Genomic DNA, 24,077 nt, shown 5'->3' on the forward strand with positions numbered 1-24,077 from the left:
GAATGGGAGATTCGATGTATCCACACGACTATCAAGGGAATGGCTCGCAAGCGCGCTTTTCCGTCTCGGAAAGGGTCTCTATTGAGCCTCTAACCACCAAGCATGCGACGGTTTTACTGGAAGTGGTGAACACGTATCGAAACAGCCTATCTGGCTATTTACCTTGGACGGACTTTGTGACCAACCGCAGAGAAGCAGTGAACTACATCTCTCAGCGCGTGAACAGCAAAGCGTTAGATGCCCACTGGTGCGCGATTTATTTTGATGAGCAGTTTACGGGCGTTATTGGCATCAAGGGTGTGGATTCGCACACACACGTTACTGAGATTGGCTATTGGTTGGCGAACAATGGGCGAGGACACCGAGTGATTGACCAAGTGCTTGCGGTTCTGATTCCTTTTTTAAAACAGAAAGGGCATGCGCAGTTCATCCAATTCCACTGTATGGAAGATAACATTGCCAGTATCAATATTGCTGAGCGTGCTGGTGCCACATTAAAAGAATACGTTGATCACGAGTTCGAGACGCTTGACCGCTCTCAACGACTAGGCATTTATGAATTGCGTCTGACTTAGGTCCAAACCCACCGATATTTTAATCAGAGTTCGAACTCTAATTTCGCGAGCGCTACAATAGTAACATTGTTGCGCTCGTGTTAATTTGGAGCGTCATTGATCGAAACTAGGCTAGGAGAAGCATCATGAACGCAATCGCAGAGGTTGACGTGGACAACTCGTTACAACAAAGCCTCGACCGCTTAAAAGCGGCGTATGTCGCCGAACCTTATCCTAGTTTGGATGAACGTAAGCAGCGCCTTATTATGCTAAAACAAGCGCTTATCGCGAACAAACAAGCGTTGGTGGAAGCGCTGAGTGACGATTTTGGTTATCGTTCAGAATTTGATACCGCAATGACCGACGTTTTGCCGACGGTCTCGCACATCAATTACACCCTCAAGCGGCTAAAAAAATGGTGCAAACCTAGTAAACGTGAATCAGGCCTGTTGCTTGCTCCGTCGAAAGTGACCGTTCAATATCAGCCACTCGGCGTTGTCGGGATCATTTCGCCGTGGAACTTTCCTGTCATTTTGAGCCTTGCGCCTTTAGTGACTGCTTTGGCCGCAGGCAATCGTGTGATGATGAAGCTCAGCGAATTTACGCCCAAAACCAATAAAGTCATCGTCAATATTTGTCACGAGCTGTCGGAATATGTCGAAGTATTTGAAGGTGAAGCGGACGTTGCACAAGCATTCAGTCAACTGCCATTTGATCATCTTTTGTTTACTGGCTCGACAAATGTTGGCCGCGCTGTGGCTAAAGCAGCGGCAGAAAATTTGACTCCAGTGACGTTAGAACTGGGTGGAAAATCTCCGGTGATCATCACAGAAGATGCAGACATGAAGAAAACCGTTGATGCGATTTTGTTTGGTAAATGCATCAATGCGGGCCAAATTTGTGTGGCGCCTGATTACGCGTTTGTACCGCAAGAACGCATCGAAGAGTTCATCACGCTGTTCTTAAAACGTTTTGAAAAACTCTATTTGAAATCCAACAAGAATCAAAAGCTGACCCATATTATCAACCAACGACAGTATGAGCGTTTGACTGCACTGCTTGAGGATGCCAAAACCCAAGGCGCAAGCCTCCATACCGTTGAAGCGTCACCTCAAGAGGAACGGCTTTTGTACCCTCATTTGGTCACAAACGTGTCAGCGGATATGCGAATCATGCAAGAGGAAATCTTTGGGCCACTTCTACCCATCAAGCCATACAAAAGCTTAGAGGAAGCGATTGACTACATTAATCAGCACCAGCGGCCACTTGCGCTGTATGTTATGTCGGACGACAAATCGACCATCAAACATATCGTGCGCAACACACACAGTGGCGGAGTCGGCATTAACGATACGGTATTACACGTTGGCGCTGAAGATGCACCTTTCGGTGGCATTGGGCAATCGGGCATTGGTCATTATCACGGAGTGGAAGGATTCAGAACCTTTAGCCATGCGAAAACCGTACTCCACACGCCGAAATGGCTGCCAAGAACGGGGGCTTTAATGCGTCGCAGAGCAATGGCGATAAAAGCGATTCAAAAGATTTTTGTTCGATAGTGATTGGATTGTTCAAAAACCGCCCAAACGGGCGGTTTTTTGGTTTCTATGCGTTCTAAATTGCGGATTACCAAAGGCCGAGAAGCTTCCACCACGCACCGCCAACAAAAACAAAGATTGGAATGACGATGAGTGAGAAGATAAAACCGATTTTCCACCAGTTTTGCAGAGTGTGGAAGCCAGCACCAAATAAGATTGGCGCAGGGCCAGACGAGTAATGCGTGGTCGACATATACAAGTTACTGAAAACACCAAGAACAATCGCAGCAAGCATCGGAGGTGCGCCAGCAGAGATCGCAATTGCCAAGAACGCGGAGTACATCGCACTGATGTGTGCCATTGCACTCGCCATCAAATAGTGGCTGTAGTAGTAAACCAAAAGAAGCACGACGATGGTTGTCACCCAGCCAAAGCCGGACAGTGACTCGGCCATAGACTCGCTGAACCAGCTGATGAATCCGAGTTTGTTAAGTTGCGCAGCCATCATTACCAATACAGCGAACCAAGTTATGGTGTGCCATGCTTCTTTTTCGCCAAGAACGGCGTCCCATGTGATGGTGTGAGTGAGAAGCAAGAAAACTAACCCAAGTAAAGCCGTAACCGTTGCATGAATGCCTAATGTTGGGCCCAATACCCAAAGTGAAACCATACCGATAAAGGTGATACAAACCATCAGTTCGTCACGCGTCATTTTGCCCATTTCAGCCAGCTTTTGACGCGCAATTTCACGCATTTCTGGTGTCTTCTTTAGCTCTGGTGGAAACACCATGTACATCACGAGAGGGATGAGGAACAAACACAACAAACCAGGGACGATCGCCGCGGTTGCCCAGCCAGCCCATGTGATTTCAACGCCTTGTTCTTTTGCGAAGTTAGCGGCGAGTGGGTTACCTGCCATAGAGGTCAGGAACATCGCACAAGTAATCGCGTTACATTGGAAGATACATTGCACCAAAAATGCGCCGATTCGGTTCTCAGTACCTTTTTCTGGGTCGGAATCATAAGCACTCGCAACCGAGCGAAATAGCGGAGAAATAATACCGCCACAACGTGCTGTGGTACTTGGGGTTGCAGGTGCAAACAGCAAATCAGTCAACACTAAGCCGTAAGCAAGGCCTAATGAGTTGTGACCAAGTTTAGAGATAAACCAGTATCCGACGCGTCGACCAAAGCCGGTGGTAATAAAACCGCGAGAGATAAAGAACGCAGCTGCAATCATCCAAATCGTTGGGTGCGCGAAGCCAGTCAGTGCGGTTTTGATTGGCAGTACGCCAAGCAGTGTCGCGAGCGTCAAACCCATCAAGGCCATCGCGCCAAGAGGAAGTGGGGCGAGGATCAAGCTTAGTACGGTGGTGACGAAAATCGCCATCATTTGCCAAGCTTGATCGGTGAGTCCTTCCGGGGTTGGGATAAACCATAAGATGCAGCCTATCGCGACCAGTAGGAGTATTTTCATTTGGGAACTATTCATACATCCATCTCCAAGTTATTTTCTTCATCATAGGGTTTGGAAATGGCAAAAAACTGAGAGAAATCAATTTCATCAACGACGTACTTGAGCTCTTTATCAATTTGCATGTCACGACAAAATCTGTTTGAAAAATAATTGAGAATAAACGCATTAAATTAATAAAAGTCATAAAAATCACCACTGAGATCCGCGTCAAAATTCATGGTGAGAGCCCCTAAGTCGAATAAGGAATTGCGGTAAGCTTAGGGCAAGTCATTTCTTGGAATCCTATCGTGCCGTTTGCTTCTTTTTCTTTTACTAAACAACTGGCCGTATTGCTCAGTGGTGTAATGCTATTGGGCATGTTGAGTTGGTGGAGTTACAGTGCTCATCAGTTGGACGACATCCTCACTCATCAAATCAGCCTGCGTGCTCAAGTTCAGTCGCAGCAGCTCTCGCAATTGTCCAGCCTTATTGCCGCTGTTGGGTCTGGTAGCGCAAGCAAAACGTCAGAAATCATCAATGCGGTTCAGGCGGTGAGTGATGCGGATTTTATCACTGTGAGTGATCGCGCAGGAATTCGGCTGGCACATCCTGTCGCTGAACGCGTTGGTCTGCCTGTATTGGGAGGTGACATTGAAAGAGCGCTGGAAAACGGCGAGTCCTATCTTTCTTATGGCGTGGGATCTTTAGGGCCATCGGTTCGTTACATATCTCCCATTTTTTCCAATGAAGGCGATGTGATTGGCATGATCAAAGTTGGCTATTTGATTGATACTTTGGATCTCTGGACAAGCGAACGGTTATTGCCCTTGATATCGTTCGGAATCATTGCCGTCGCTATTTGTATTTGGTTGTCTTGGAAGTTTTCTCGCTATGTTCGAACTCAAATGCAAGAGTTAGAACCTTGGCAGCTTAAGCAGGCATTAAAAACGCATCAAGGCGTGCTGCAAGCGACGTATGAAGGATTGGTCGCGATAAACTCCGAGGGAAGTTTGTATCTTATTAATGATTCCGCTCGCGCTATGCTCAACTATCATCAAGAGCTTGGCAACGTATTTACCGACGGGATAGATAACCCTGAAAGTTTTTCGCTGAAAGGTGACGATTACATTAATGGATTGATTCGCGTGAATGGCAAAAATTTGGTGATGAACAGAGTTACGCTTCGTACGTCGACAGGTGAACCTTATGGCGCAGTGTTTAGCTTGCGTGACCAAAATGAGATGCACGTACTCTCGGAGAAAATCAGTCAGGTGACGCAGTACATGGAGAACATGCGCGTTGCGCGTCACGAGTATCAAAATAAGCTTTCGACTATCTCGGGCCTCTTACAAATGGGGGCTTACGATAAAGCGCTTTCAGTTTGTTTGTCGCAAGCGAAAGCCAGTCAATCACAACTGGATTCGCTACATGCGCTGAATAGCAGACCGGCCTTGTCAGCCTTGATTTTGGCAAAGGCGAGCAAAGCCAACGAACTGGGTGTGGCACTGAGCATTGACTGCCAAAGTGATTTGAGCGCGCTGTCTCGCCGTTTGTCAGAAGAACAATTGTGTGGGTTGATTGGCAATTTAGCTCAAAACGCTTTGGAAGCGGTGAAAGGACGAGAGAACGGTCATGTACACATCGGTATTTCAGAATCGGCCTGCGAGTACACCATTCAGGTTTCGAACAATGGCCCGCTGATCGAGAGTGAATTTGATGCGTTGTGCGAATTGGGCTTTACCACTAAGCAAAACAAAGCCGATCATGGAGTAGACATGTACCTTGTACGTTCCATCGTTGAGCAAGGCAATGGGCATATGGAGTTGGACAGTGACGAGCAAGAAACCGCGTTTACGATCTATTTTCCCAAGGAGTTAGGATGATAAAAGTAGTCATAGTGGAAGATGATCCCAACATTGCAGAGCTTCATCACCATTTCATTGAGCAAGTGGAACAATATCAAGTCGTCGGTATTGCCGGCAGTATTCACATTGCCCAGCAGCTAGTTACGCATACTAAGCCGGATTTGGTAATCGTCGACAACTACTTGCCAGACGGGCAAGGTGTCGAGCTGGTTTATCAATGGTTAGAGAGCGACCAGAAACCAGAATGCATTTTGGTCACGGCGGCCAATGACGCATCTACGGTTCAAAAAGCTCATCGTTTCGGCGCATTTGATTACCTCGTCAAGCCCGTTGATTACTCAAGACTAACTGAAAGCTTGCTCCGTTTCGCAAAGGTCAAAAACCATATGCGTAGCCAAGAGAGTTTTCGACAGTCGCAGCTTGATGATTTGTTCCATCTTGGAAAAGGCACGCCAACCGATTTGGCTGGTTTAGATCCTTTTATGTTCCGTCAGGTGGTGGATCTGTTTACGCATGTGCATGTCGAGCACACCGCATTGAGTGTGTCGGAAAGCTTAACCATCAGTAAGAGCACGGCGCGTCGTTATTTGGATAAAGCCGTTGAACACGGTGAGTTGGTGGCCTTTTTAGAACACGGGAAAGTAGGGCGACCGACTCGGGTTTATCGCAATAAGTTAGTATCAGAAAGCTAAGTGTTTGAGATAAAGCACAAAGAAAGGCTCTTGTTGAAAGAGCCTTTTTCACGAAATGTCGACATATTTTGGCAAGTTTAATGCAGAACTTCACTGCTGAATCTTAAGTATTTGCAGTCGTTCATCAAATCTTTAAATGCCTTTCTATCCAGCTTAATCAGAGTTTCATGATCGCCGGCTTCGAGATAGACATGTTCCAAATTTGCTAACCTTTCATCGCAAACTGTCGACATGTGGTAAGGGCTACCAATCGGCGGAATAGCGCCGTGTTCACAATCGGTGAAGAGTCGATAAACCATGCGCTCTTTCACCAAGTGGAAGGTGGCGTTAAATTCGTCGTTTAATCTCGACAAACTGATTTTGTTGTTGGCAGGTAAGACCGCCATTATATGACGCCCTTCATGATCCTCAAGAATCACACCTTTTGCGATATTCATTAAAGGCACACCTGCGGCAACACCACTTTGTAGCGAGCTATGACTGTGGCTGTGATTCACGGTTTGAAAGTGAATGTTATGCTCAGTCAAATATTCATCTAATCGGGTTGCAATTGTCATATAGCCTCCACGTGTATGAGACCCATAAAGAGTATAGGAGAGGACGGTCGCAATCGCGCATTTTACTCCGCTTGCACTGACGCTCTTTGGCTCCTGTTCTACGCTTATTTGAAAGCCAGCGACAAAGCATGGTGAAAAACAATAACTAGGGGGCAACATGAGCAAGCCAATCATCGCCGATAACAAGCCGATCAAGGTCGAATTGAAGGCCGGGCAAGAATACTATTTTTGCCGTTGTGGGCGATCAAAAAAGCAACCTTATTGTGACGGCTCGCATTCTGGAACTGGGATGAAGCCAATGAGCTTTACTGCGGAAAAAGATGAAGATGCTTATCTCTGCCAGTGCAAGCACACCGCCAATGCGCCTTTTTGCGACGGTACGCATAAACGATTTACCGCCGAGCAAGTGGGCAAAGAAGGTCCCGATCAAAAACGAGAGAAAAGTGAAAAGCTCGCCGCTGCCAATACTCAAGAGGAGCCAACTCTAGAATTTATTCACCAACTTGCCAGAGAAGGGCTCTCTAAGCTCGGTCATCATGGGCCGATGGCTGCAATGGGCGTGCCTAGGCACTTGTTACCACATTGGGATGCAATACAAATCATGGTGGCGCAAATGGCGACACAACCGCTGTTGGAAGATGTTCCCGTGTCTACCGAGTTGATTGTGGGGCCAAACGCACGTAAGCCGCTCAAGCTCGCTATTCCTTTATTGGTGTCGGACATGAGTTTTGGTGCGCTTTCGGAAGAAGCGAAAATCGCGCTGGCAAAAGGTGCGGAGTTAGCCGGAACTGGGATTTGCTCCGGGGAAGGCGGCATGTTGCCAGAAGAGCAAGCCGCTAATTCGCGATATTTTTATGAGCTAGCCAGTGCGAAGTTTGGCTACGACGAATCCAAGCTCCTAAAGGTTCAAGCATTTCACTTTAAAGGTGGGCAAGGTGCGAAAACGGGGACAGGAGGCCATCTTCCTGCCAACAAAAACGTTGGTAAGATCTCTCAGGTGAGGGGCATTCCTGAAGGGCAACCTGCAATATCGCCACCAACCTTTACCGATCTTCATACTACTCACGATTTCAGAAAGTTTGCCGACAGAGTTCGTGGCATTACTGGCGGTATTCCGATTGGCTTTAAATTGAGTGCTAACCATATTGAGCAAGACATCCAGTTTGCGCTTGATGCGAGTGCCGATTACATCATTCTCGATGGCCGTGGTGGTGGCACGGGCGCGGCACCAACCATGTTCCGTGATCACATTAGCGTACCGACCATTCCTGCGTTAGCCCGCGCACGTAAATACTTAGATGAAAAAGGTGCAAGTGACCGCGTCACGTTAATCATCACTGGTGGACTTCGCGTTCCTATGGATTTTGTCAAAGCGTTAGCGCTCGGTGCAGACGGCGTGGCGATAGCGAATAGCGCGATGCAATCAATTGGTTGTGTCGCAGCTCGTATCTGCAACACCAATAACTGTCCGGCAGGCATTGCGACGCAAAATGCCGATTTGAGGCAGCGTCTCGATGTTGAAAAATCGTCTCAACAACTGAAAAACTTCTTTGAATCATCGGTTGAGCTCATGCAAGTGATGGCAAGGGCGTGTGGGCATCATTCACTCAGCCAATTCAATGTTCGGGATTTAGCGACGTGGGATCAAAACATGGCGAGATTGTCTGGCGTTAAGTATTCAGGGGTAAATCCAATCTGATCTGAATCCATATAAAACGCATATATGTACATGTTTGGTAACAGTAAAAGCTTGTAAACAGCGTGCAAATTTTGAAGAAAAAGACTTCTTTCTTGCGTCAAGTGGACTACGCTGTTTTGGTCAGGTATTCAATGTTTTTCGCATTGAGTAGAGAATGAGTAGCCAAGGAGGCTACAAAATAAAGGAGTACAATATGAGCAATACAAACGGCGGTTCAGTAGGTAAATGTCCAGTTATGCATGGTGGACAAACATCTACAGACAAGTCGGTGATGGATTGGTGGCCGAATGCCTTAAACTTAGACATCCTGCATCAGCACGACTCCAAAACGAATCCATTTGGTCCAGATTTTAATTACAAAGAAGAACTTAAAAAACTGGACGTCGACGCACTCAAGCAAGACTTAAAAGACCTAATGACAAACAGCCAAGATTGGTGGCCAGCAGACTGGGGACACTACGGCGGTTTGATGATTCGTATGGCATGGCACGCGGCTGGTAGCTATCGTATCGCAGACGGACGTGGTGGTGCCGCAACCGGTAACCAACGCTTTGCCCCTCTCAACTCTTGGCCAGATAACGCCAACCTAGACAAAGCACGCCGACTTCTTTGGCCGATCAAGAGAAAGTACGGCAACAAGTTAAGCTGGGCCGACCTGATTATTCTCGCAGGTAACATGGCTTATGAATCGATGGGCTTTAAAACCTTTGGCTTTGGTTTTGGTCGCGAAGATATTTGGCATCCAGAAAAAGACACCTATTGGGGTTCTGAGCAAGAGTGGCTTGCGCCAAGTGGCGCGAAAAACAGCCGTTACTCCGGAGAGCGTGATTTAGAGAACCCACTTGCAGCAGTAATGATGGGCTTGATCTATGTGAACCCAGAAGGGGTGGATGGCAATCCAGATCCACTGAAAACGGCGCAAGACATGCGAGTGACATTTGCGCGCATGGCAATGAACGATGAGGAAACCGTTGCACTAACGGCTGGTGGTCATACAGTGGGTAAATGTCACGGTAACGGTGATGCTGCCAACCTTGGCCCAGATCCAGAAGGCGCTGACGTGCATGAACAAGGCCTTGGTTGGATGAACCACAAGACTCGTGGTATTGGTCGTGACACGGTAACAAGCGGTTTGGAAGGGGCTTGGACAACGCATCCGACTCAATGGGATAACGGTTATTTCTATTTGCTCTTCAAATACGATTGGGAACTGAAGAAGAGCCCAGCCGGCGCTTGGCAATGGGAGCCTATCGACATTGAAGAACAAGACAAGCCTGTTGATGTAGAAGATGGCTCTAAGCGCTACAATCCAATCATGACCGATGCCGACATGGCACTCAAAATGGACCCTGAATATCGCAAGATTTCAGAGCGTTTCCAACAAGACCCTGCATACTTTGAAGATATGTTTGCCCGTGCGTGGTTCAAACTGACTCACCGTGATATGGGACCAAAATCGTGCTACCTAGGCCCAGATGTACCTAGCGAAGATCTGATTTGGCAAGACCCAACGCCAGCAGGCAAAACGGACTACAACGTCGATCTTGTGAAAGGCAAAATCGAAGCGAGCGGCTTGTCTATCGCTGATTTGGTCGCCACCGCTTGGGACAGTGCCCGTACTTATCGTGGCTCTGACCGACGGGGCGGCGCAAATGGCGCGAGAATTCGTTTGGCTCCGCAAAAAGATTGGCAAGGTAACGAGCCAGAGCGTCTAAGTCATGTTCTTGCTGTGCTAGAAAGCATCGCAGCAGAAGAGGGCTGTAGCGTTGCTGATGCTATCGTACTTGCTGGTAACGTAGGTATTGAATTGGCTGCGCGAGCGGCAGGCCACGATGTATCTGTGCCTTTCGCACCAGGTCGAGGCGATGCTTCTCAAGATATGACGGATGTGGAATCGTTCGAAGTGCTTGAACCTGTGGCTGACGGTTTCCGAAATTGGTTGAAGAAAGACTATGTGGTGAAGCCGGAAGAGTTGTTGCTCGACCGAGCTCAGCTTATGGGTTTGACAGCACCAGAAATGACGGTACTGATTGGTGGTTTACGCGTTCTGGGTAGCAACTACGGTGGCAGCAAAGATGGCGTCTTTACCGACCGCGTGGGTACGTTATCGAACGATTTCTTCGTAAACCTCACCGATATGGCTTACACATGGAAGCCAACGGGTGAGAACCAATACGAAATTCGTGATCGTAAAACAGACCAAGTGAAATGGACGGCGACTCGAGTAGATCTTGTCTTTGGTTCAAACTCGATTCTACGTTCGTACGCGGAAGTGTATGCGCAAGATGATAATCAGGAAAAATTCATCCATGATTTCGTCGCTGCATGGACGAAAGTCATGAACGCGGATCGTTTTGACTTGCAATAAGTGAAACGATGTTCATCGATAGATGCGTAAACAAAGTTGATGAATAAGTAAGAGAGGCGGGCGCAATGCTCGCCTTTTTCTTTACGTGGCTGTTTACTTTGTTTGAAAATTAAGCTCATTTGAACCATAATCACTAGACCATATGAACTAAAGGAGCTTGATATGGCAACTGCAGCATTAAAAAGCTTCAAACCGAAACAACCTCATAAAGCCAATTTCTGGTTTATGTTGGGTATTGAAGACGCCGAGACAGGTCGCACTGATGCGGTTCACAAAGGTTTTGAACCTAAGGTGTATCGCAATATTGTTGAGCGTGTGAAGCTATCTCAAAATGAGTTTCAAAACGTCACATTGATACCTGTCAGCACGATCAAGCGTCGTCTAAAAAACGATGAACGCTTCAATACGCAAGAAAGTGATGCGATTTATCGATTAGCGATGTTATTAAAACTCGCGACAGAGCTGTTTGACAACGAAGAACGCGCGCTTGAATGGATGAAAGAGAATGTTTACGGCTTAGGTGGAAAAAGGCCGCTAGACATGGTCTCGACCACGGTGGATTTTGAAATCGTGAAAGATTTGATCGGCCGTTTAGAGCACGGGGTGTTCTCGTAATATGAAGCTCTATCGTCTCACACAAAAGAAATTTGCTGACACGCCATTCAGCCCCGTTGGCGCAAAGTTATTTGGAGGGCGATGGAACTCAAAAGGAACCGAAGCCCTCTACTTCTCTGAATCGGAATCCCTTTGCTCGTTGGAAGTGTTTGTTCACGTAAACAACGATCCTGCCATCACCAAGTTGTACGATTTATATCGTATCGAAATGCCAGAATACCTCATCGCCACCTTAGATGAAGAAGATCTCCCAGTGACGTGGCGAGCAATACCGGCGAGCGAGTCTACGCAATACATTGGTGATCAGTTTCTCAATGATCCTCATCCTGAGTTTGCTGCGCTGCAAGTGCCTTCAACGATTTCACCTCGTGATAAAAACTACGTAGTGAACCCAAATCATCCCAAAATGAAAGAGATCATCAAGAAAGCCGAAAAGCTTGATTTCGCGTTTGACCCGCGCATTTTCAAATAGAGGCGTTGGCTTTCTCTTGCTCTAAAATATTCAGCGCTTACCTGAGATAAGCGCTGAAGCATAAAAGCTTATTTTCTTGGTTATTGTCGGTCGTAAGTGAACTGTTGAGCTTCATTCGTACTGTTGTGGTAATGCCCAAGCACCAACTCAGCACCTTTGTAAGATAAATGGCTGTCATCGGTATACATGGCGTTGTTCGCACCAACTTTCATTCGACATACGCCATTTCTGCAAATGGCATCGGTCAAGTCGACAAACTCAACGTGCTCAAATTGATCAAAGTAGTTCACTAACTTCGCCACGTTTTGAGGGTGATGTCGCTTGGGAGAGAAATCGCATGCGGACTCTTCCGGCTCGCCAAACAAACGCGCTTTCCAAAGGCATTCTCCTACCGCAAACGGTGCAGAAGGCGTTGGGCCGAAAACGACCACTTCTTTCCCTTCCAGTTCATTCAACAATCCAGTTAATGATGCCTCGTAATCGGCTTGTGAAAGCTCTTTATTGAAGTTGGAAGAGATAACGACGCGACGAATAGAAGGGGTACGCAAAATGGTATCGACTGCCTCTTTGAAGAACTGTCGGCAAGAAATTGAGCCAGCAGCTTCCAGGATGTCGACATAACCGACCGCACAGGAATCTTGAGTAAGTTGCACCACGCCAGTTGGTGTTACTTCGGATAGACGCTTCACGTAAACCATGCTGTGACTATTGCCTAACACAGCAATGGTGGGTTGCGGCGCAGACGAGCACACATCGTTAACGTCGGTGTTGCCGTTGCAATCTAAACCGTAACCGTTGTTAACGCGCATGGCCTCGAAAAATGCGCTTCTTTCTGGAAAGCCACCGTTTTGATGACCAATAACGCCGAACGTCAACAAGGGCAGTGTCAACAACACAACAACCGTAGACACAGTACGCATACTCATGGCTTTTCGGCTGCGGAACGGCTTTTCAACAAAGCGCCAAGTGAAGTAAGACAGTACAAAAAGAGCGGCAATGTAAAGCGAGATATTGACGTCTTGAGTTGCGTCCAGCATGTAGCGGTAAAACACAAATAGCGGAATATGCCACAAGTACAAGCTGTAGCTGATTAAGCCGACGAACACGACCCATTTTAGGCTCAGCAATTTACCGCAGACATTGTCTTTAGAGGCAAACAAAATCACTAACGCGCTACCGATGACTGGCACCAGCAAAGTGATACCCGCGCCATCTTGCGATTTTTCAAACAAAAGTGCAGAGGCCAATATCAAAACGATGCCAATGGTTGCCAGCGTATCGTTGGATTGAACTTGGGTTTTTCTCATTACTAATGCGAGTAATGAACCGGTTGCCAGCTCCCAAGCACGAGAAAAGATCATGTAGAAGGCGAAATCAGGATCGTTGCTCGCATAAACAATAGTCATCAAACTCAGCGCAAATACCGCGATGAAAAAAGTCAGGTAAAACGCGTTTTTGCCACGAGCGAGTAGCATGAGTAGCAAAGGAATGACAATGTAGTATTGTTCTTCAACGCCCAAGCTCCAGGTGTGAAATAGCGGATTGGCTTGATCTTCTAAACCGAAGTAATTGTGGCCTTTTAAATACAGAAGAATGTTGGATGAAGAAAGAATAGAAGACACTGCGAACTGACCAACGTCTTTGTGTGCTTGTGGCAAAAATAGCCACCAAGACATCAAATAGCTGACGGCAATCACCACCAGTAGCAGGGGAAGTATGCGGCGAATGCGTCGCTCATAAAAATCACCGAGGCTAAACTTCTGGTTTTCCAAATCGTTAATCACGATGGTGGTGATCAAATAGCCGCTGATAACAAAAAATACGTCGACGCCAATAAAGCCACCAGCGAATTGCTCAACTCCTGCATGAAACAAAATCACCAACGTGACAGCAATCGCCCTTAATCCGTCCACTTCCGCTCTGTAAGTCATATCGTGTCCCTCCAACATTCCGTTTAACGAAGTAGAGCAAAATATGAACCAGAAATAATGTTGCTTTAAATCAGCACCTTAAATTGATTGTCAAAATGAAAAGGCTGGGGGAAATAACGAATTCCCAAATTGAATTTCAATATGGAAATCCCAGAAAGAGTGATGTTAAGAAGCGCTAAATCAAAGAACGTAAAGCGCGAGGCTCTTAGACTTCATTGAAAATGATAACGCTAAAGAAACAATGACAGAGAATACGATTCAGGAAAAAATTGCCAGCTTTACTTGTATCGAAGAAGCGTTGAATTACTTCGAAATCGAGTTTGATAGCCGATTTATCGAAAACAACCGAACCGAGTTGGTTAAGAGATTTAATGGCTACTTAATCCTCACTAAACCGGATGATTGGTTTTCAGGCCGCCGCGCACTGAAAAACGCCTACTGTAAAGTACAACGCAGTTTACTAAGTAAAACGACGCGCTCTGCGTGCCGAGGTTGTACATCTTGTCAAAGACGTTAATTCTTGGTGGCTTAGCCTAAAAAAGAACCCTGCATCTTGGCGTTACAGGGGGAAGAGCAAGGTTCTTTTGGGTTAGCTATTGGTTTGTCGCGAGTTGCGAATCGGCTTTACGTAGATGAGTTAACCCGCGTGATAAGCAGGGTAGTCCACTAAGCCTTTTTCACCGCCGCCGAACAATGTGGCAGGGTCATGTTCTGCCAGTGGATAGCCATGCTTGATGCGGCTTGGTAAGTCTGGGTTTGCAACAAACGGACGACCAAAACCGATCATGTCGGCTAAACCACTCTCAATCGCGTGTTGCGCCTTTTCTGCGTTGTAACGACCGGCATAGATCAGTGTGCCTTTATACGCCTCACGAACTGCGGTTTTAAAGTCGTGCGGAGTGTCTGGCGCGTCGTCCCAATCCACTTCTGCAATGTGAATGTAAACCACATTGAGTTTATCAAGCAGCGCAGCAGCAGCGGTGTAGGTGTCGACTGGTGTGCTATCAACGGTGCCGTTTAACGAAGTGAATGGTGCAAGGCGAACACCAACACGCTCTGCGCCAATGGCTTGCGTCATCGCTTCGACCACTTCACCAAGAAAACGCAGACGGTTTTCAATTGAGCCGCCGTATTCATCGGTGCGGTTGTTCGCTTCAGAATCGATAAACTGGTTAACCAAGTAGCCATTTGCTGCATGAAGTTCGACACCATCAAACCCAGCTTTTATCGCGTTTAATGCGGCTTGGCGGTATTCTTCAATAACATTCTTGATGTCTTGTTTGGTCATTTCACGCGGCTCAACCACGTCGACAAAGCCAGGTTCGTCTGTGCCATTGTCGATAAATACTTTCACGTTTTCTGCTTTAAGCGCAGAAGATGAAATAGGTTGCTCGCCGCCGATGTTGTCAGGATGAGTCACACGACCAACGTGCCATAATTGCGCGAAGATAACGCCGCCTTTCTCGTGCACTGCATCAGTTACTTTTTTCCAGCCAGCAATTTGCTCTGGGCTATAAATACCCGGTGTCCACGCGTAGCCTTGACCCATTGGTGAAATTTGTGTGCCTTCAGCAACGATTAATCCCGCTTCGGCGCGTTGAGCGTAGTAGGTGGCCATCATGTCGTTGGCAACATTACCCGGTTGAGAGGTTCGAGAGCGCGTCATCGGAGGCATGACGATGCGGTTTTTTAATGAGAGAGAGCCAAGTTGAATCGGTTGAAATAATGCGTCTGTCATAGGAAACCTCGTTATTGTTTAGTTTGAATCAGTTCGATTGGGTAGCCGTCGGGATCTTTAATGAAGGCGATGTGCGTTTCTCCTCCTTTCATTGGACCGGGTTCGCGAGTGACGTTACCACCAAGCGCTTTGATTTTTTCGCAAGCTGCGTAAATGTCTTCACACCCAAGCGCTATGTGCCCGAATGCGTTACCTAAGTCGTAACTGCCGGTATCCCAGTTATAAGTTAGCTCGATGGTCGCGCCATCTGGTTGATCAGGGCTACCAACAAACACCAGTGAGTAACGGTATTCTTGGTTTTCAAAACGATCCAAAACGCTCATACCCAGAACTTTTGTATAAAATTCGATAGATTTGTCTAGGTCAACAACACGGATCATCGTGTGGAGAAACTTCATAAGTCGCCTTTCATAACGTTGCGTAATCACGATGCAAACCTTATCGCTACTCTAAATAAACTGGAAATTATCGTTAATTATGAAAATGATTATTTAACGTTATGGATAATGAGGTTGTTGGCCCTACAACGTGCAAACAAAGATTACTCGCCGTTTCTTTTTGATAATTGGCATATGCTAATTACTCTTTTTACAAGCCGAGTACTTATCATGTCCGCAAACAGCCACTTTCATTCCACTCACGAAGCTCATTATCAATGTGCGGTTTGTTCTTCAATCGATGCGAATCCGAACTCTTTGGCTGTGAACTACCAGTGCCTAGCCGATGGTTCTGTTGTCGGAGAGTTTCACGTTTTACCGCGTCATCAAGGTTACACCGACCTGTTGCATGGTGGCATTGCGAGTTCGCTGCTCGATGGTGCAATGACGCACTGTTTGTTATTTAGAGACATTCAAGCCCTTACCGCGCAGTTGGATGTGCGCTACCATGCACCTATTGAGCTAGATGAGCACGTTATGATTACTGCACACTGTGAAGGTGAACGCCGCGGTATATATCAATTGGTGGCTCAATTGCTGGTCAATAATGAAGTTAGAGTGACGGCAAAAGGGAAGTTTATTCGTCCTAAAGAGGCGTAAATAAAAACTCGTTCTACGGAGAGATAATGAAGAAATTTGATGAGCTGTACGCAATTGCGACGAGAAAATCTCAATATGACCAAACCAACACTTGGTTTAAAGGCGTAGAGACTTATCTGGAGGCCATTGGCAAAGAAGTCGATGAAGTCCGTGAAGAGATTCGTGAGGACCGCCTTTGTCATTTGGAAGACGAGTTAGGCGATGTGTTGTGGAACTATCTTAACGTATTAAAAGCGTTGGAAAGAGAAAAGGGCATAGATCCTGAGAAAGTACTCGAAAGAGCCTGCACTAAATACGAGCAGCGTGTATCTGCGATTGAATCGGGACGCAGTTGGGATAAGGTTAAACAGCAGCAGAAACAAGCCTTGAACGCGGAACATGAAGCCGCGCAGTTAGAGACCATGAAGAGCCAATAACTGCGCGTGATATTATTTAAGATGCGGCGGGATGGGGAAGCCTGATCAATCCTTCGTGCTATTGACGAGCAGCAGGTCACAAGGCGGTTGATCAAGTAACGTGTCTACAGTGCTGCCAGACCAAAATTGGGATGACATGCTTCGTTTACACGCGCCCATAATCAGAATTGCCGCTTGTGATTGCTTAACTGTTTTTGGTAACGCCGTTTCAGGGTTTCCTTCTGGCAGCAGCAGTGGTACTCGTGTTAACTTTTGCGCAGTAATAAAGTCCGTAATGCCTGCTTTTTGGTTGCTCAAAATTTCTGCACGATAGCGAGACAGATAAGGCGCAACGTAGCGGCAGTAAACTAATGTCATTTTTCCGCTCAAGGTTTTTTCTAGCTTTGAGCCTCGCGATACGATGGCTTTATCTACGACTGATTTTGCATCTCCTCGATGAAGCGGATCTATCGCGCAAAGCATGTTGGCGTGAGAAGGCCATGAACGCTCACTTAATAGCAATAAATCACAATCGTTTTTTGCTAGCTCGGTGAGTAAGGTTTGAATGTCGTGCTTGTTAAAATGCCCCACGAGCAGTAAATCTGTGTCGTCGACAAGCCGTTTCGCGACTTGAGCAATCCAATGACTCCCTTTGAAATGCTCGTAAGAGAGTGTTGGCGTTTCAACTTCCTCTTCTTCACAAAGTTCGATAACGAAGTCTTTAAATTTTGATGTCCAAGCTTCAAACTCAGCTTGTCTCTTTTCTATATGGTCAGAGTTGAAACTAAGGAAATGCGCGAACGCGTGATCTTCACTCCGGCGGTGATCTTCCACCAATACCACGATGGGTTGAGCCAGCGCTGTCGCAAACTGAATCACTTTACGAAGCACCTTACGACTTGGTAAGGCGGCTTGCTGAGTCAGAAAAAATACTGGTGCCATTGATTACTCCATTATCAAACGAGGCAAATGCGCCTAATGCACACTAAAAGTTTATACCATCCCCTTATGCAAAGACGTTCTGTTTCTGCGAGCAAAATATAAATTCCGCAATTGTGTGCGCCATTGCCTAAAATTTGAACATCAGGATCTCATGCCTTTAGGTAATAGACATCGTGTTGACACTAACGTGATGCCCAAGGAAATCGGTGACAATGATGATAGATTCCAGCCAATTACAAATTAATCGCAAAGTGCCTCATTTGCTTGCCGAGATCATTAAAGCGATAGAGTCGACCGAAGACCTCGGTTTTTTGAAAGACTATCAGGAAGCGCAAATCGCGAACATTTTGGAGTCGGTCAACATTGCTTATCGTAAACGCGTGATAGAAGCGGTGCCGCCAGAGAAGTACTGGACGGTATTAAATTTGCTGCGATACGACACCGCCAAGCACATTCATCAATCACTCAACAAAGAGCTGCAACATGAACGCTTAGCGTACATCACGGATTCGGAACTGATCATCTTTGCAGACTTTCTACCGACCGAATTTGTGGATGAGTACCTTATCGACCAAAGTGAAGAGTCGGTCGCGCACATTCAACAAGCATTGTCGTATGAAGATAATAAAGTGGGGAGATATGCCGAGCCGCATTTTTTAGTCGCAAATCCTAAAAACAGCGTAGGAGGCATCAAAACCGAGTTGTTAAAACGCGGACAAAGCCCGGTGCGATTGATCATTGTGCGCGATGTCGGAGGCGTTATTGGGACGATAGAACCTCAAACCCTGTTGCTGCATGAGAACCATACCAAACTCACAGACTTGACCGTAGTAACGCCAATTCTGGAAGATATCCAAACGATTCAAAGCGTCAGTAAACAGGTCTCGATTGATGGTGGAGCGCATTGGTTTCCTATCATGGCTGGTGGCAAAATTATGGGCGTTTTGTCGATGGCGACCATCGCGATTACCTTGCGTGAACTCAGCCTACAAGCTGTAGTGGCAGAAAACGTACGAAGTGAAGAAGATTTGTTCACACCATTAACTGTGGCGACAAGGCTAAGAGCACTTTGGTTGGTGATTAACTTGCTGACCGCTTTTGTTGCCTCTGCCATCATTGGTATTTTTGATAACGTGGTCGAGCAAGTTGTAGCGCTTGCTATCTTAATGCCCGTTGTGGCGAGTATGGGCGGCATCGCAGGTAGCCAAACCTTAGCGGTGGCCATTCGGGGTATCGCATTGAACCACTTGCACCAAAGTAACTTGAAGCTATTGGTGAATAAGGAGTTAAAAATCGCCACCATTAATGGCTTGATCATGGGATTAGTCATCGCAGGTGTCGTCTACATGGTGTTTGACTCTTGGCCATTGGCGCTTATTATCTGTTGTGCAATTTTCCTCAATAGTTTGGCGGCCGCGGCATCGGGGACGTTGATACCATTCACGTTGAAGAAGTTTAACATTGACCCCGCCGTGGCTGGCTCGGTAGTATTAACAACCGTTACCGATGTCGTCGGTTTCTTTGCGTTCTTAGGCTTAGGTGCCATCTTCTTGATATAGAAAGCCAATTGACGCGTTAACCTAATGATCCAATCTCTCCATTTCCCAACCCAATATTTTGGGCAAGTTTGGTTTGCTCAAAATTCCTCCGTTTTCATAAACGCTGAACACGCCGTTTAAGCTTTCATTTCATCAATATTTTTCACTGCTCATTTCTACCCCAAAACTTTCCACTAACGATCTCGCTTAACGCTGGCGTGTCAAATGCCATGCCAATTTCAAACGCCAAATGATGCCAATTTTCTTGGCTGTACACGCATTACTTCACTCAAACAAAAAATAAAATAAGGAAAAGATTTTGAACAAACTCATCGTATTCACTGGTGGTCCCGGTGCAGGAAAAACCTCGGTTATCGAACAACTAAAAACACAAGGCTTTATCTGCGCGCCAGAAACAGGTCGTCACGTGATACAAACGCAGGTTGCGAATCACGGTTCAGCATTACCTTGGAATGACAAACAAGCCTTTCGAGATGAAATGACAAAAGAAGAAGTGAGCAACTACCGATCTTTCAATGTCCGCCAAGGGGACGTATTTTTTGATCGCAGTATTGTGGATGTATATGGCTACAGCAAGTTGGAACAACTGCCAATTTCGCATGAGCTCATCACGCATTGCCAAACGCTTCGTTATCATTCTCAAGTATTCATTTTTCCACCATGGGCATCGATATTCAGCAACGATGAAGAGCGAAAGCAAGATTTTTCTGAAGCGGTCGCCACATATCAACAGATGGTCGATGCATACCACAAGTTTGGTTATCAATTGATCGAAGTGCCCAAAATGTCAGTCGAAGACAGAGTGGCGTTTATTCTCGACTCAGTCATCGAATAAGGCAGACAGGTGAATAATGCAAACAAATGCGTAAGGCGATTGTGACCACGACGACAATATGCGCAAAGGGAGTTATTTATACTGGATAAAATTCAATAACTTAATTGAGTATTATGTCTTTTAAATATCTTACCTTATTGCTTGCAACGACGAGCATGAACAGCTTTGCTGATGTGGACCTGCCTTCGGGGGATGATTGGTTAAACCATGTGACGAATGGCCTAGCCCCATATTGGATGATGGAAAGCGCGCATGGGCAACCTGCGGGGAATTTTCCGACATTTCGTTGTGATAACGGTGTCATTCTCGACCCACAAAAGCCGTGTGAAGAATTAAACAAAGGGTGGATTAGCCCGCACTTCGATCGCGAATACACACGCATGAAATCGCGTCAAACTTACGCTTATGGCGTGCTTTTTCATCTTACGGGTGACAAACAAGCATTAGAGCTAGCCAAGAAAGGGGCTTATTACCTGATTGATCATCTACAAGATGAGAAAAACGGTGGCTTCGTGAGCTTTACACGTAGTGGAAAGCCGGGGATGGAGTGGCAACAGCGAACTTCTCAAGACCAAGCTTACGCCTTGGTGGGCTTGGCGATGTACTACTACTTGACGCAAGATCCAAAGGTTGAACAAGCACTTATCGACCAGCAAGCGTTTATATTTAAACAATACCGACGAAGCGATGATCGCGGTCTGGCGTGGGTTTTGAAAGATGGTGATGGAGAAAGTGAGAAGCAGCAAGAGTTAGTCGCTCAACTTGACCAAATTAATGGCTACTTGTTGTTAACGGCGCCACTTTTACCAGAGGCAGCGCAAGCCAAGTGGAAACAAGATCTGCAATGGCTGACGCAAGTGATGCTGGATAACTACCACTCCGACAAAGAGCAGCGCTTTTATGGCGCGATACACCACAAAGCGGTAATGATGCCAGATGCGAAACACAATGATTTTGGACACACCATCAAAGCGTATTGGATGACGTATCTCACTGGTCAGTTGTTGGAGAATTCCAATTGGACAGAGTTTGGTTTCAAAGGAATGAAACACACGCTTAAACAAGCGCAATACCAGCAAAACTTTGAGCAAGTCAAAGCGCTCTTCTCACCAGAATGGCAGAGTAAATGGACGCAAGAGAGCATTCCTGCTTGGCAATCAAGACCGCACAAGCATTACAGCTCGTCTTGGGAATGGGCTGAACTCGATCAAGCGGCGATGACGGTTTCTCTTGTCGATGGTTCGATGAAAGAAACGCTTCAATACACGTTACCCACCTTTATGGACGTGTGGGTGGATCATCAGTACGGAGGTGTTGGTCTGAATCCTAAATCAACCAAAGCGTTCCATTGGGGAAATGGTTACCACCAGTTTGAACATGCGTTGGTCGGGTATTTGTACGCGCAACAAATGGCAAAACAGTCCGCTAACCTTTACTACGCGCGACCAGCCGAAAGTAAAATGCCACTTAATCCATATTACTTTAACGCGGATATAAAAGCGTTTTCGTCGCAAAGTGATGGAGTCACTACCGCAACGTTCACCAATATTCGACCATAACTTGGTCGATGGTAGTGTGGTGGTTAAAGTCTGCGTGCAAACTAACAAAACCCAATGGTAAACTGCGGGTCTGTTTTACATAGTATTTAAAGGTAATTTGATGAACCCGATTCTTGCGATGTTGAAAGAAAACAATATTAGCGACGAGCAAATCAACGAGCTATTTCAGGCGTTAACTCAAAACCCTCTGGCTGCAATGGCAACTATCAGCCAACTAGGTCTGCCACAAGATCAGCTTCAAGCGTTAATGGCGCAGGTAATGCAAAACCCTGTACTGATTAAAGAAGCAGTGGAAGAGCTAGGCCTAGACTTCTCCAAAGTAGTAGAAGCCAAAGCGAAGCTACAGCAGTAATCGAGTTTTCGATAAAAACAAAAGCCGCCAGAGCCAAATGGTTCTGGCGGCTTTTTTACATCAGATGAAAGGTACGCGACTCCAACGGGAAAGCGAATAGGTTGAGCTTAACTTGGTGCTTGCATAAAAAATTAAGTGCGATTCTAGTCACGTCGCATGAACTCACGGGTGCTATTGGAAATAAATGAATTGTTTCTAATACATAGAACGTATTAACATGGTTGCACTAGACCCATATGAGTAAATTCATTGAATATACAATTTTAGAGAGGGTTTAGTTTTAAAAAAATAGTTAGTTGGAATCTAGGTTAAATGAAAATAAATATATTTAAAAAGCTACAAGTTGTATTTCTTGTGGTGTCAGCATCTTTAATGGTGGGGTGTTCGTCTATAGATGCGCATGCTGGTGGCGGATACGGAAAGCCGTTTTCAGGCACAGCGTTATCTGTCGCACGACAACCTTGCTATTTAAGAGCTGATATTACTTCCATCGCGTTATACCCACTTTCATTGATTGACATTCCTTTGTCGTTAGCAACGGACGTTGTGTTTCTTCCTGTTGATTTAATCATGGTAGCTACACCAACAACGAGTTATGGCGGTGTTGTTTCTCTAGGTTGTCCAAGCGGCAGCATGATCTAACACGCTTATTTTATTCAAATAAATGGAAGGAAATGAAAGTGGAATCGAAAAATAATTACTCAACAGAAAACAACGCTTCCTCGGTGCTCTTTGTAACGTCGCTTTTGTGTTTGGCATCAGTTTGTTTGGCCATACTGCTATTTATTATTGAGTACATTTCTGGCATGGAAATGAACGGTGTCGGCTTTCTTGGGACGTTAATACCAGCGATGAGTGTAGGATATTATTTTGGCTATAAAACAGGGAATATAATGCCTTCGACAACGAGATGGTATTCAGTGCTGCTTTGGAATTTATCGAGCTTAGTGGTGTTTTCTCTCATCTTAATGTTTTTGGGCATCTCTATATTTGAATTGATAGCGGAACTAGGTTGGTTCAGTATTATTATCGTTGTATTAACCTTAATAACCGTTTGTCTCGCGTACTTTATTTTTAAGAGTGGTGAAAAAATGGCGATTAAGGTTTTGCTAAAAGCGCAAAAGGGTGCGTAACTCAAATATAACGGACGCTTAAAGATTGATACGTAAAAAAGACGCCAGCCATATCGTGCTGGCGTTATTGTTTTCTCTTTCTTTGTGTCTCTTTGGTCTCTAGCAAAATCGAATGTTTTAGACGAAACGGTCTTTCCACGAAAACTCAACATGTTTATGTCTGCCCAAACGTGTGTATAATTCGCCGGAAATTACGATTTACAGATAACGAAAGGTAAGTATGGCAGTCCTCGAAATTCTCTCCATTCCAGACCCAAGGCTTAAAGTAAAAGCAGAAAAAGTCACTGATGTATCGACAATACAAACGTTGATCGACGATATGCTAGAAACACTTTATGCAACGGGCAATGGCATCGGTTTAGCTTCAACCCAAGTGGGCAGAAAAGAGGCAGTTGTTGTCATCGATATCTCTGACGAACGCAATGATCCTTTAATCTTAGTCAACCCAGAAGTGGTGAGCGGAGAAAACAAAGCACTTGGTCAAGAAGGGTGCCTATCTGTTCCCGAATACTATGCCGATGTAGAGCGTTACACATCAGTTGTTGTGTCTGCATTGGACCGTGATGGCAACCCGATTACAATCGAGAGCGATGAGTTCTTAGCGATTGTGATGCAGCACGAAATTGACCACCTATCTGGTAACTTGTTCATTGATTACCTTTCACCGTTAAAGCAAAAAATGGCGATGAAAAAAGTGAAGAAGTACGTAAAAGCGCAAGCTAAGTAAGATGGGAGGAAGTAACTCACAACCGCGAGTTGCTTCCTTTTAAATCAAGAATA

24 protein-coding genes are annotated in these 24,077 nt (G+C 45.9%); 18 read left to right on the plus strand and 6 right to left on the minus strand.

What is annotated here, in order from left to right:
• Positions 1-2 precede the first annotated feature (2 nt).
• A complete protein-coding gene (locus DYB02_RS24005) occupies positions 3-575 on the plus strand; it encodes a GNAT family N-acetyltransferase (protein WP_005454340.1) in 573 nt (190 codons plus the stop codon).
• Positions 576-700: 125 nt separating this feature from the next.
• Entirely contained in the window at positions 701-2,113 is a 1,413-nt protein-coding gene (locus DYB02_RS24010; protein WP_005454152.1) for a coniferyl aldehyde dehydrogenase, read from the plus strand.
• A gap of 67 nt (positions 2,114-2,180) precedes the next feature.
• Here the strand turns inward: DYB02_RS24010 and DYB02_RS24015 are convergent, their stop codons facing one another.
• The gene (locus DYB02_RS24015; RefSeq protein WP_029804741.1) at positions 2,181-3,584 is read right to left on the minus strand and encodes an anion permease; all 1,404 of its coding nucleotides are present in this window, start codon (positions 3,582-3,584) and stop codon (positions 2,181-2,183) included.
• Positions 3,585-3,856: 272 nt separating this feature from the next.
• Between DYB02_RS24015 and DYB02_RS24020 the strand changes: the two genes are divergently transcribed.
• A complete protein-coding gene (locus DYB02_RS24020; RefSeq protein ID WP_029804742.1) occupies positions 3,857-5,431 on the plus strand; it encodes an ATP-binding protein in 1,575 nt (524 codons plus the stop codon).
• Complete coding sequence (locus tag DYB02_RS24025; protein WP_025554541.1) at positions 5,428-6,105, plus strand: response regulator; 678 nt, start codon at positions 5,428-5,430, stop codon at positions 6,103-6,105. The genes DYB02_RS24020 and DYB02_RS24025 overlap by 4 nt, the downstream gene beginning before the upstream one ends.
• Before the next feature lie 77 nt (positions 6,106-6,182).
• Here the strand turns inward: DYB02_RS24025 and DYB02_RS24030 are convergent, their stop codons facing one another.
• Entirely contained in the window at positions 6,183-6,662 is a 480-nt protein-coding gene (locus DYB02_RS24030) for an aminoacyl-tRNA deacylase (RefSeq protein ID WP_020842041.1), read from the minus strand.
• Positions 6,663-6,819: 157 nt separating this feature from the next.
• Between DYB02_RS24030 and DYB02_RS24035 the strand changes: the two genes are divergently transcribed.
• From DYB02_RS24035 to DYB02_RS24055, 4 genes are all read left to right on the plus strand, one after another.
• Positions 6,820-8,361, plus strand: coding sequence for a glutamate synthase-related protein (locus tag DYB02_RS24035; RefSeq protein WP_025634841.1), 1,542 nt, complete (start codon positions 6,820-6,822; stop codon positions 8,359-8,361).
• A gap of 193 nt (positions 8,362-8,554) precedes the next feature.
• Positions 8,555-10,729 carry a catalase/peroxidase HPI gene (katG, locus tag DYB02_RS24045; RefSeq protein WP_029804743.1) on the plus strand — a complete coding sequence of 725 codons (2,175 nt, stop codon included), beginning with the start codon at positions 8,555-8,557 and terminating at the stop codon, positions 10,727-10,729.
• A 162-nt stretch (positions 10,730-10,891) separates the two neighbouring features.
• A complete protein-coding gene (locus DYB02_RS24050) occupies positions 10,892-11,344 on the plus strand; it encodes an Xre family toxin-antitoxin system antitoxin (protein WP_005454082.1) in 453 nt (150 codons plus the stop codon).
• Between the two features lies 1 nt (position 11,345).
• On the plus strand, positions 11,346-11,816 hold the full coding sequence (locus DYB02_RS24055; protein WP_005376497.1) for an RES family NAD+ phosphorylase: 471 nt from the start codon (positions 11,346-11,348) through the stop codon (positions 11,814-11,816).
• An 80-nt stretch (positions 11,817-11,896) separates the two neighbouring features.
• On the opposite strand, the gene DYB02_RS24060 is transcribed toward DYB02_RS24055, so the two are convergent.
• Positions 11,897-13,747: an acyltransferase family protein gene (locus DYB02_RS24060; protein ID WP_029804744.1), complete on the minus strand. Its 1,851-nt coding sequence runs from the start codon at positions 13,745-13,747 to the stop codon at positions 11,897-11,899.
• Between the two features lie 241 nt (positions 13,748-13,988).
• On the opposite strand from DYB02_RS24060, the gene DYB02_RS24065 reads away from it, so the two are divergent.
• Positions 13,989-14,264, plus strand: coding sequence for a nitrogenase-stabilizing/protective protein NifW (locus tag DYB02_RS24065; RefSeq protein WP_005454233.1), 276 nt, complete (start codon positions 13,989-13,991; stop codon positions 14,262-14,264).
• 120 nt (positions 14,265-14,384) lie between these two features.
• Here the strand turns inward: DYB02_RS24065 and DYB02_RS24070 are convergent, their stop codons facing one another.
• Complete coding sequence (locus DYB02_RS24070) at positions 14,385-15,485, minus strand: alkene reductase (RefSeq protein WP_029804745.1); 1,101 nt, start codon at positions 15,483-15,485, stop codon at positions 14,385-14,387.
• An 11-nt stretch (positions 15,486-15,496) separates the two neighbouring features.
• Positions 15,497-15,883, minus strand: a complete 387-nt coding sequence (gene gloA / locus DYB02_RS24075) for a lactoylglutathione lyase (RefSeq protein ID WP_005395208.1) — start codon at positions 15,881-15,883, stop codon at positions 15,497-15,499.
• 210 nt (positions 15,884-16,093) lie between these two features.
• Here gloA and DYB02_RS24080 point away from each other — a divergent pair, with 210 nt between their 5' ends.
• Together DYB02_RS24080 and DYB02_RS24085 are read left to right on the plus strand one after the other, a co-directional pair.
• Positions 16,094-16,522, plus strand: coding sequence for a PaaI family thioesterase (locus tag DYB02_RS24080; RefSeq protein ID WP_025604569.1), 429 nt, complete (start codon positions 16,094-16,096; stop codon positions 16,520-16,522).
• 26 nt (positions 16,523-16,548) lie between these two features.
• On the plus strand, positions 16,549-16,938 hold the full coding sequence (locus DYB02_RS24085; RefSeq protein ID WP_025535246.1) for a MazG nucleotide pyrophosphohydrolase domain-containing protein: 390 nt from the start codon (positions 16,549-16,551) through the stop codon (positions 16,936-16,938).
• A 45-nt stretch (positions 16,939-16,983) separates the two neighbouring features.
• Here the strand turns inward: DYB02_RS24085 and DYB02_RS24090 are convergent, their stop codons facing one another.
• Positions 16,984-17,859: a universal stress protein gene (locus DYB02_RS24090; protein WP_029804746.1), complete on the minus strand. Its 876-nt coding sequence runs from the start codon at positions 17,857-17,859 to the stop codon at positions 16,984-16,986.
• Between the two features lie 212 nt (positions 17,860-18,071).
• Between DYB02_RS24090 and DYB02_RS24095 the strand changes: the two genes are divergently transcribed.
• The 7 genes from DYB02_RS24095 (at position 18,072) to def (ending at position 24,024) form a co-directional block, all read left to right on the plus strand.
• Positions 18,072-19,418, plus strand: coding sequence for a magnesium transporter (locus DYB02_RS24095; RefSeq protein ID WP_021448459.1), 1,347 nt, complete (start codon positions 18,072-18,074; stop codon positions 19,416-19,418).
• 298 nt (positions 19,419-19,716) lie between these two features.
• Complete coding sequence (locus DYB02_RS24100; protein ID WP_029806794.1) at positions 19,717-20,253, plus strand: AAA family ATPase; 537 nt, start codon at positions 19,717-19,719, stop codon at positions 20,251-20,253.
• A 113-nt stretch (positions 20,254-20,366) separates the two neighbouring features.
• Entirely contained in the window at positions 20,367-21,812 is a 1,446-nt protein-coding gene (locus tag DYB02_RS24105) for an AGE family epimerase/isomerase (RefSeq protein WP_029806795.1), read from the plus strand.
• Between the two features lie 100 nt (positions 21,813-21,912).
• A complete protein-coding gene (locus DYB02_RS24110; protein ID WP_005395194.1) occupies positions 21,913-22,164 on the plus strand; it encodes a DUF2999 family protein in 252 nt (83 codons plus the stop codon).
• Between the two features lie 312 nt (positions 22,165-22,476).
• Entirely contained in the window at positions 22,477-22,806 is a 330-nt protein-coding gene (locus DYB02_RS24115; protein ID WP_005478428.1) for a YceK/YidQ family lipoprotein, read from the plus strand.
• A gap of 32 nt (positions 22,807-22,838) precedes the next feature.
• Positions 22,839-23,297: an ABZJ_00895 family protein gene (locus DYB02_RS24120; protein WP_029793330.1), complete on the plus strand. Its 459-nt coding sequence runs from the start codon at positions 22,839-22,841 to the stop codon at positions 23,295-23,297.
• A gap of 220 nt (positions 23,298-23,517) precedes the next feature.
• A complete protein-coding gene (def, locus tag DYB02_RS24125; RefSeq protein ID WP_005395192.1) occupies positions 23,518-24,024 on the plus strand; it encodes a peptide deformylase in 507 nt (168 codons plus the stop codon).
• Positions 24,025-24,077 lie beyond the last annotated feature (53 nt).

Origin of the sequence: Vibrio parahaemolyticus (assembly GCF_900460535.1) — a bacterium.
Classification (GTDB): domain Bacteria; phylum Pseudomonadota; class Gammaproteobacteria; order Enterobacterales; family Vibrionaceae; genus Vibrio; species Vibrio parahaemolyticus.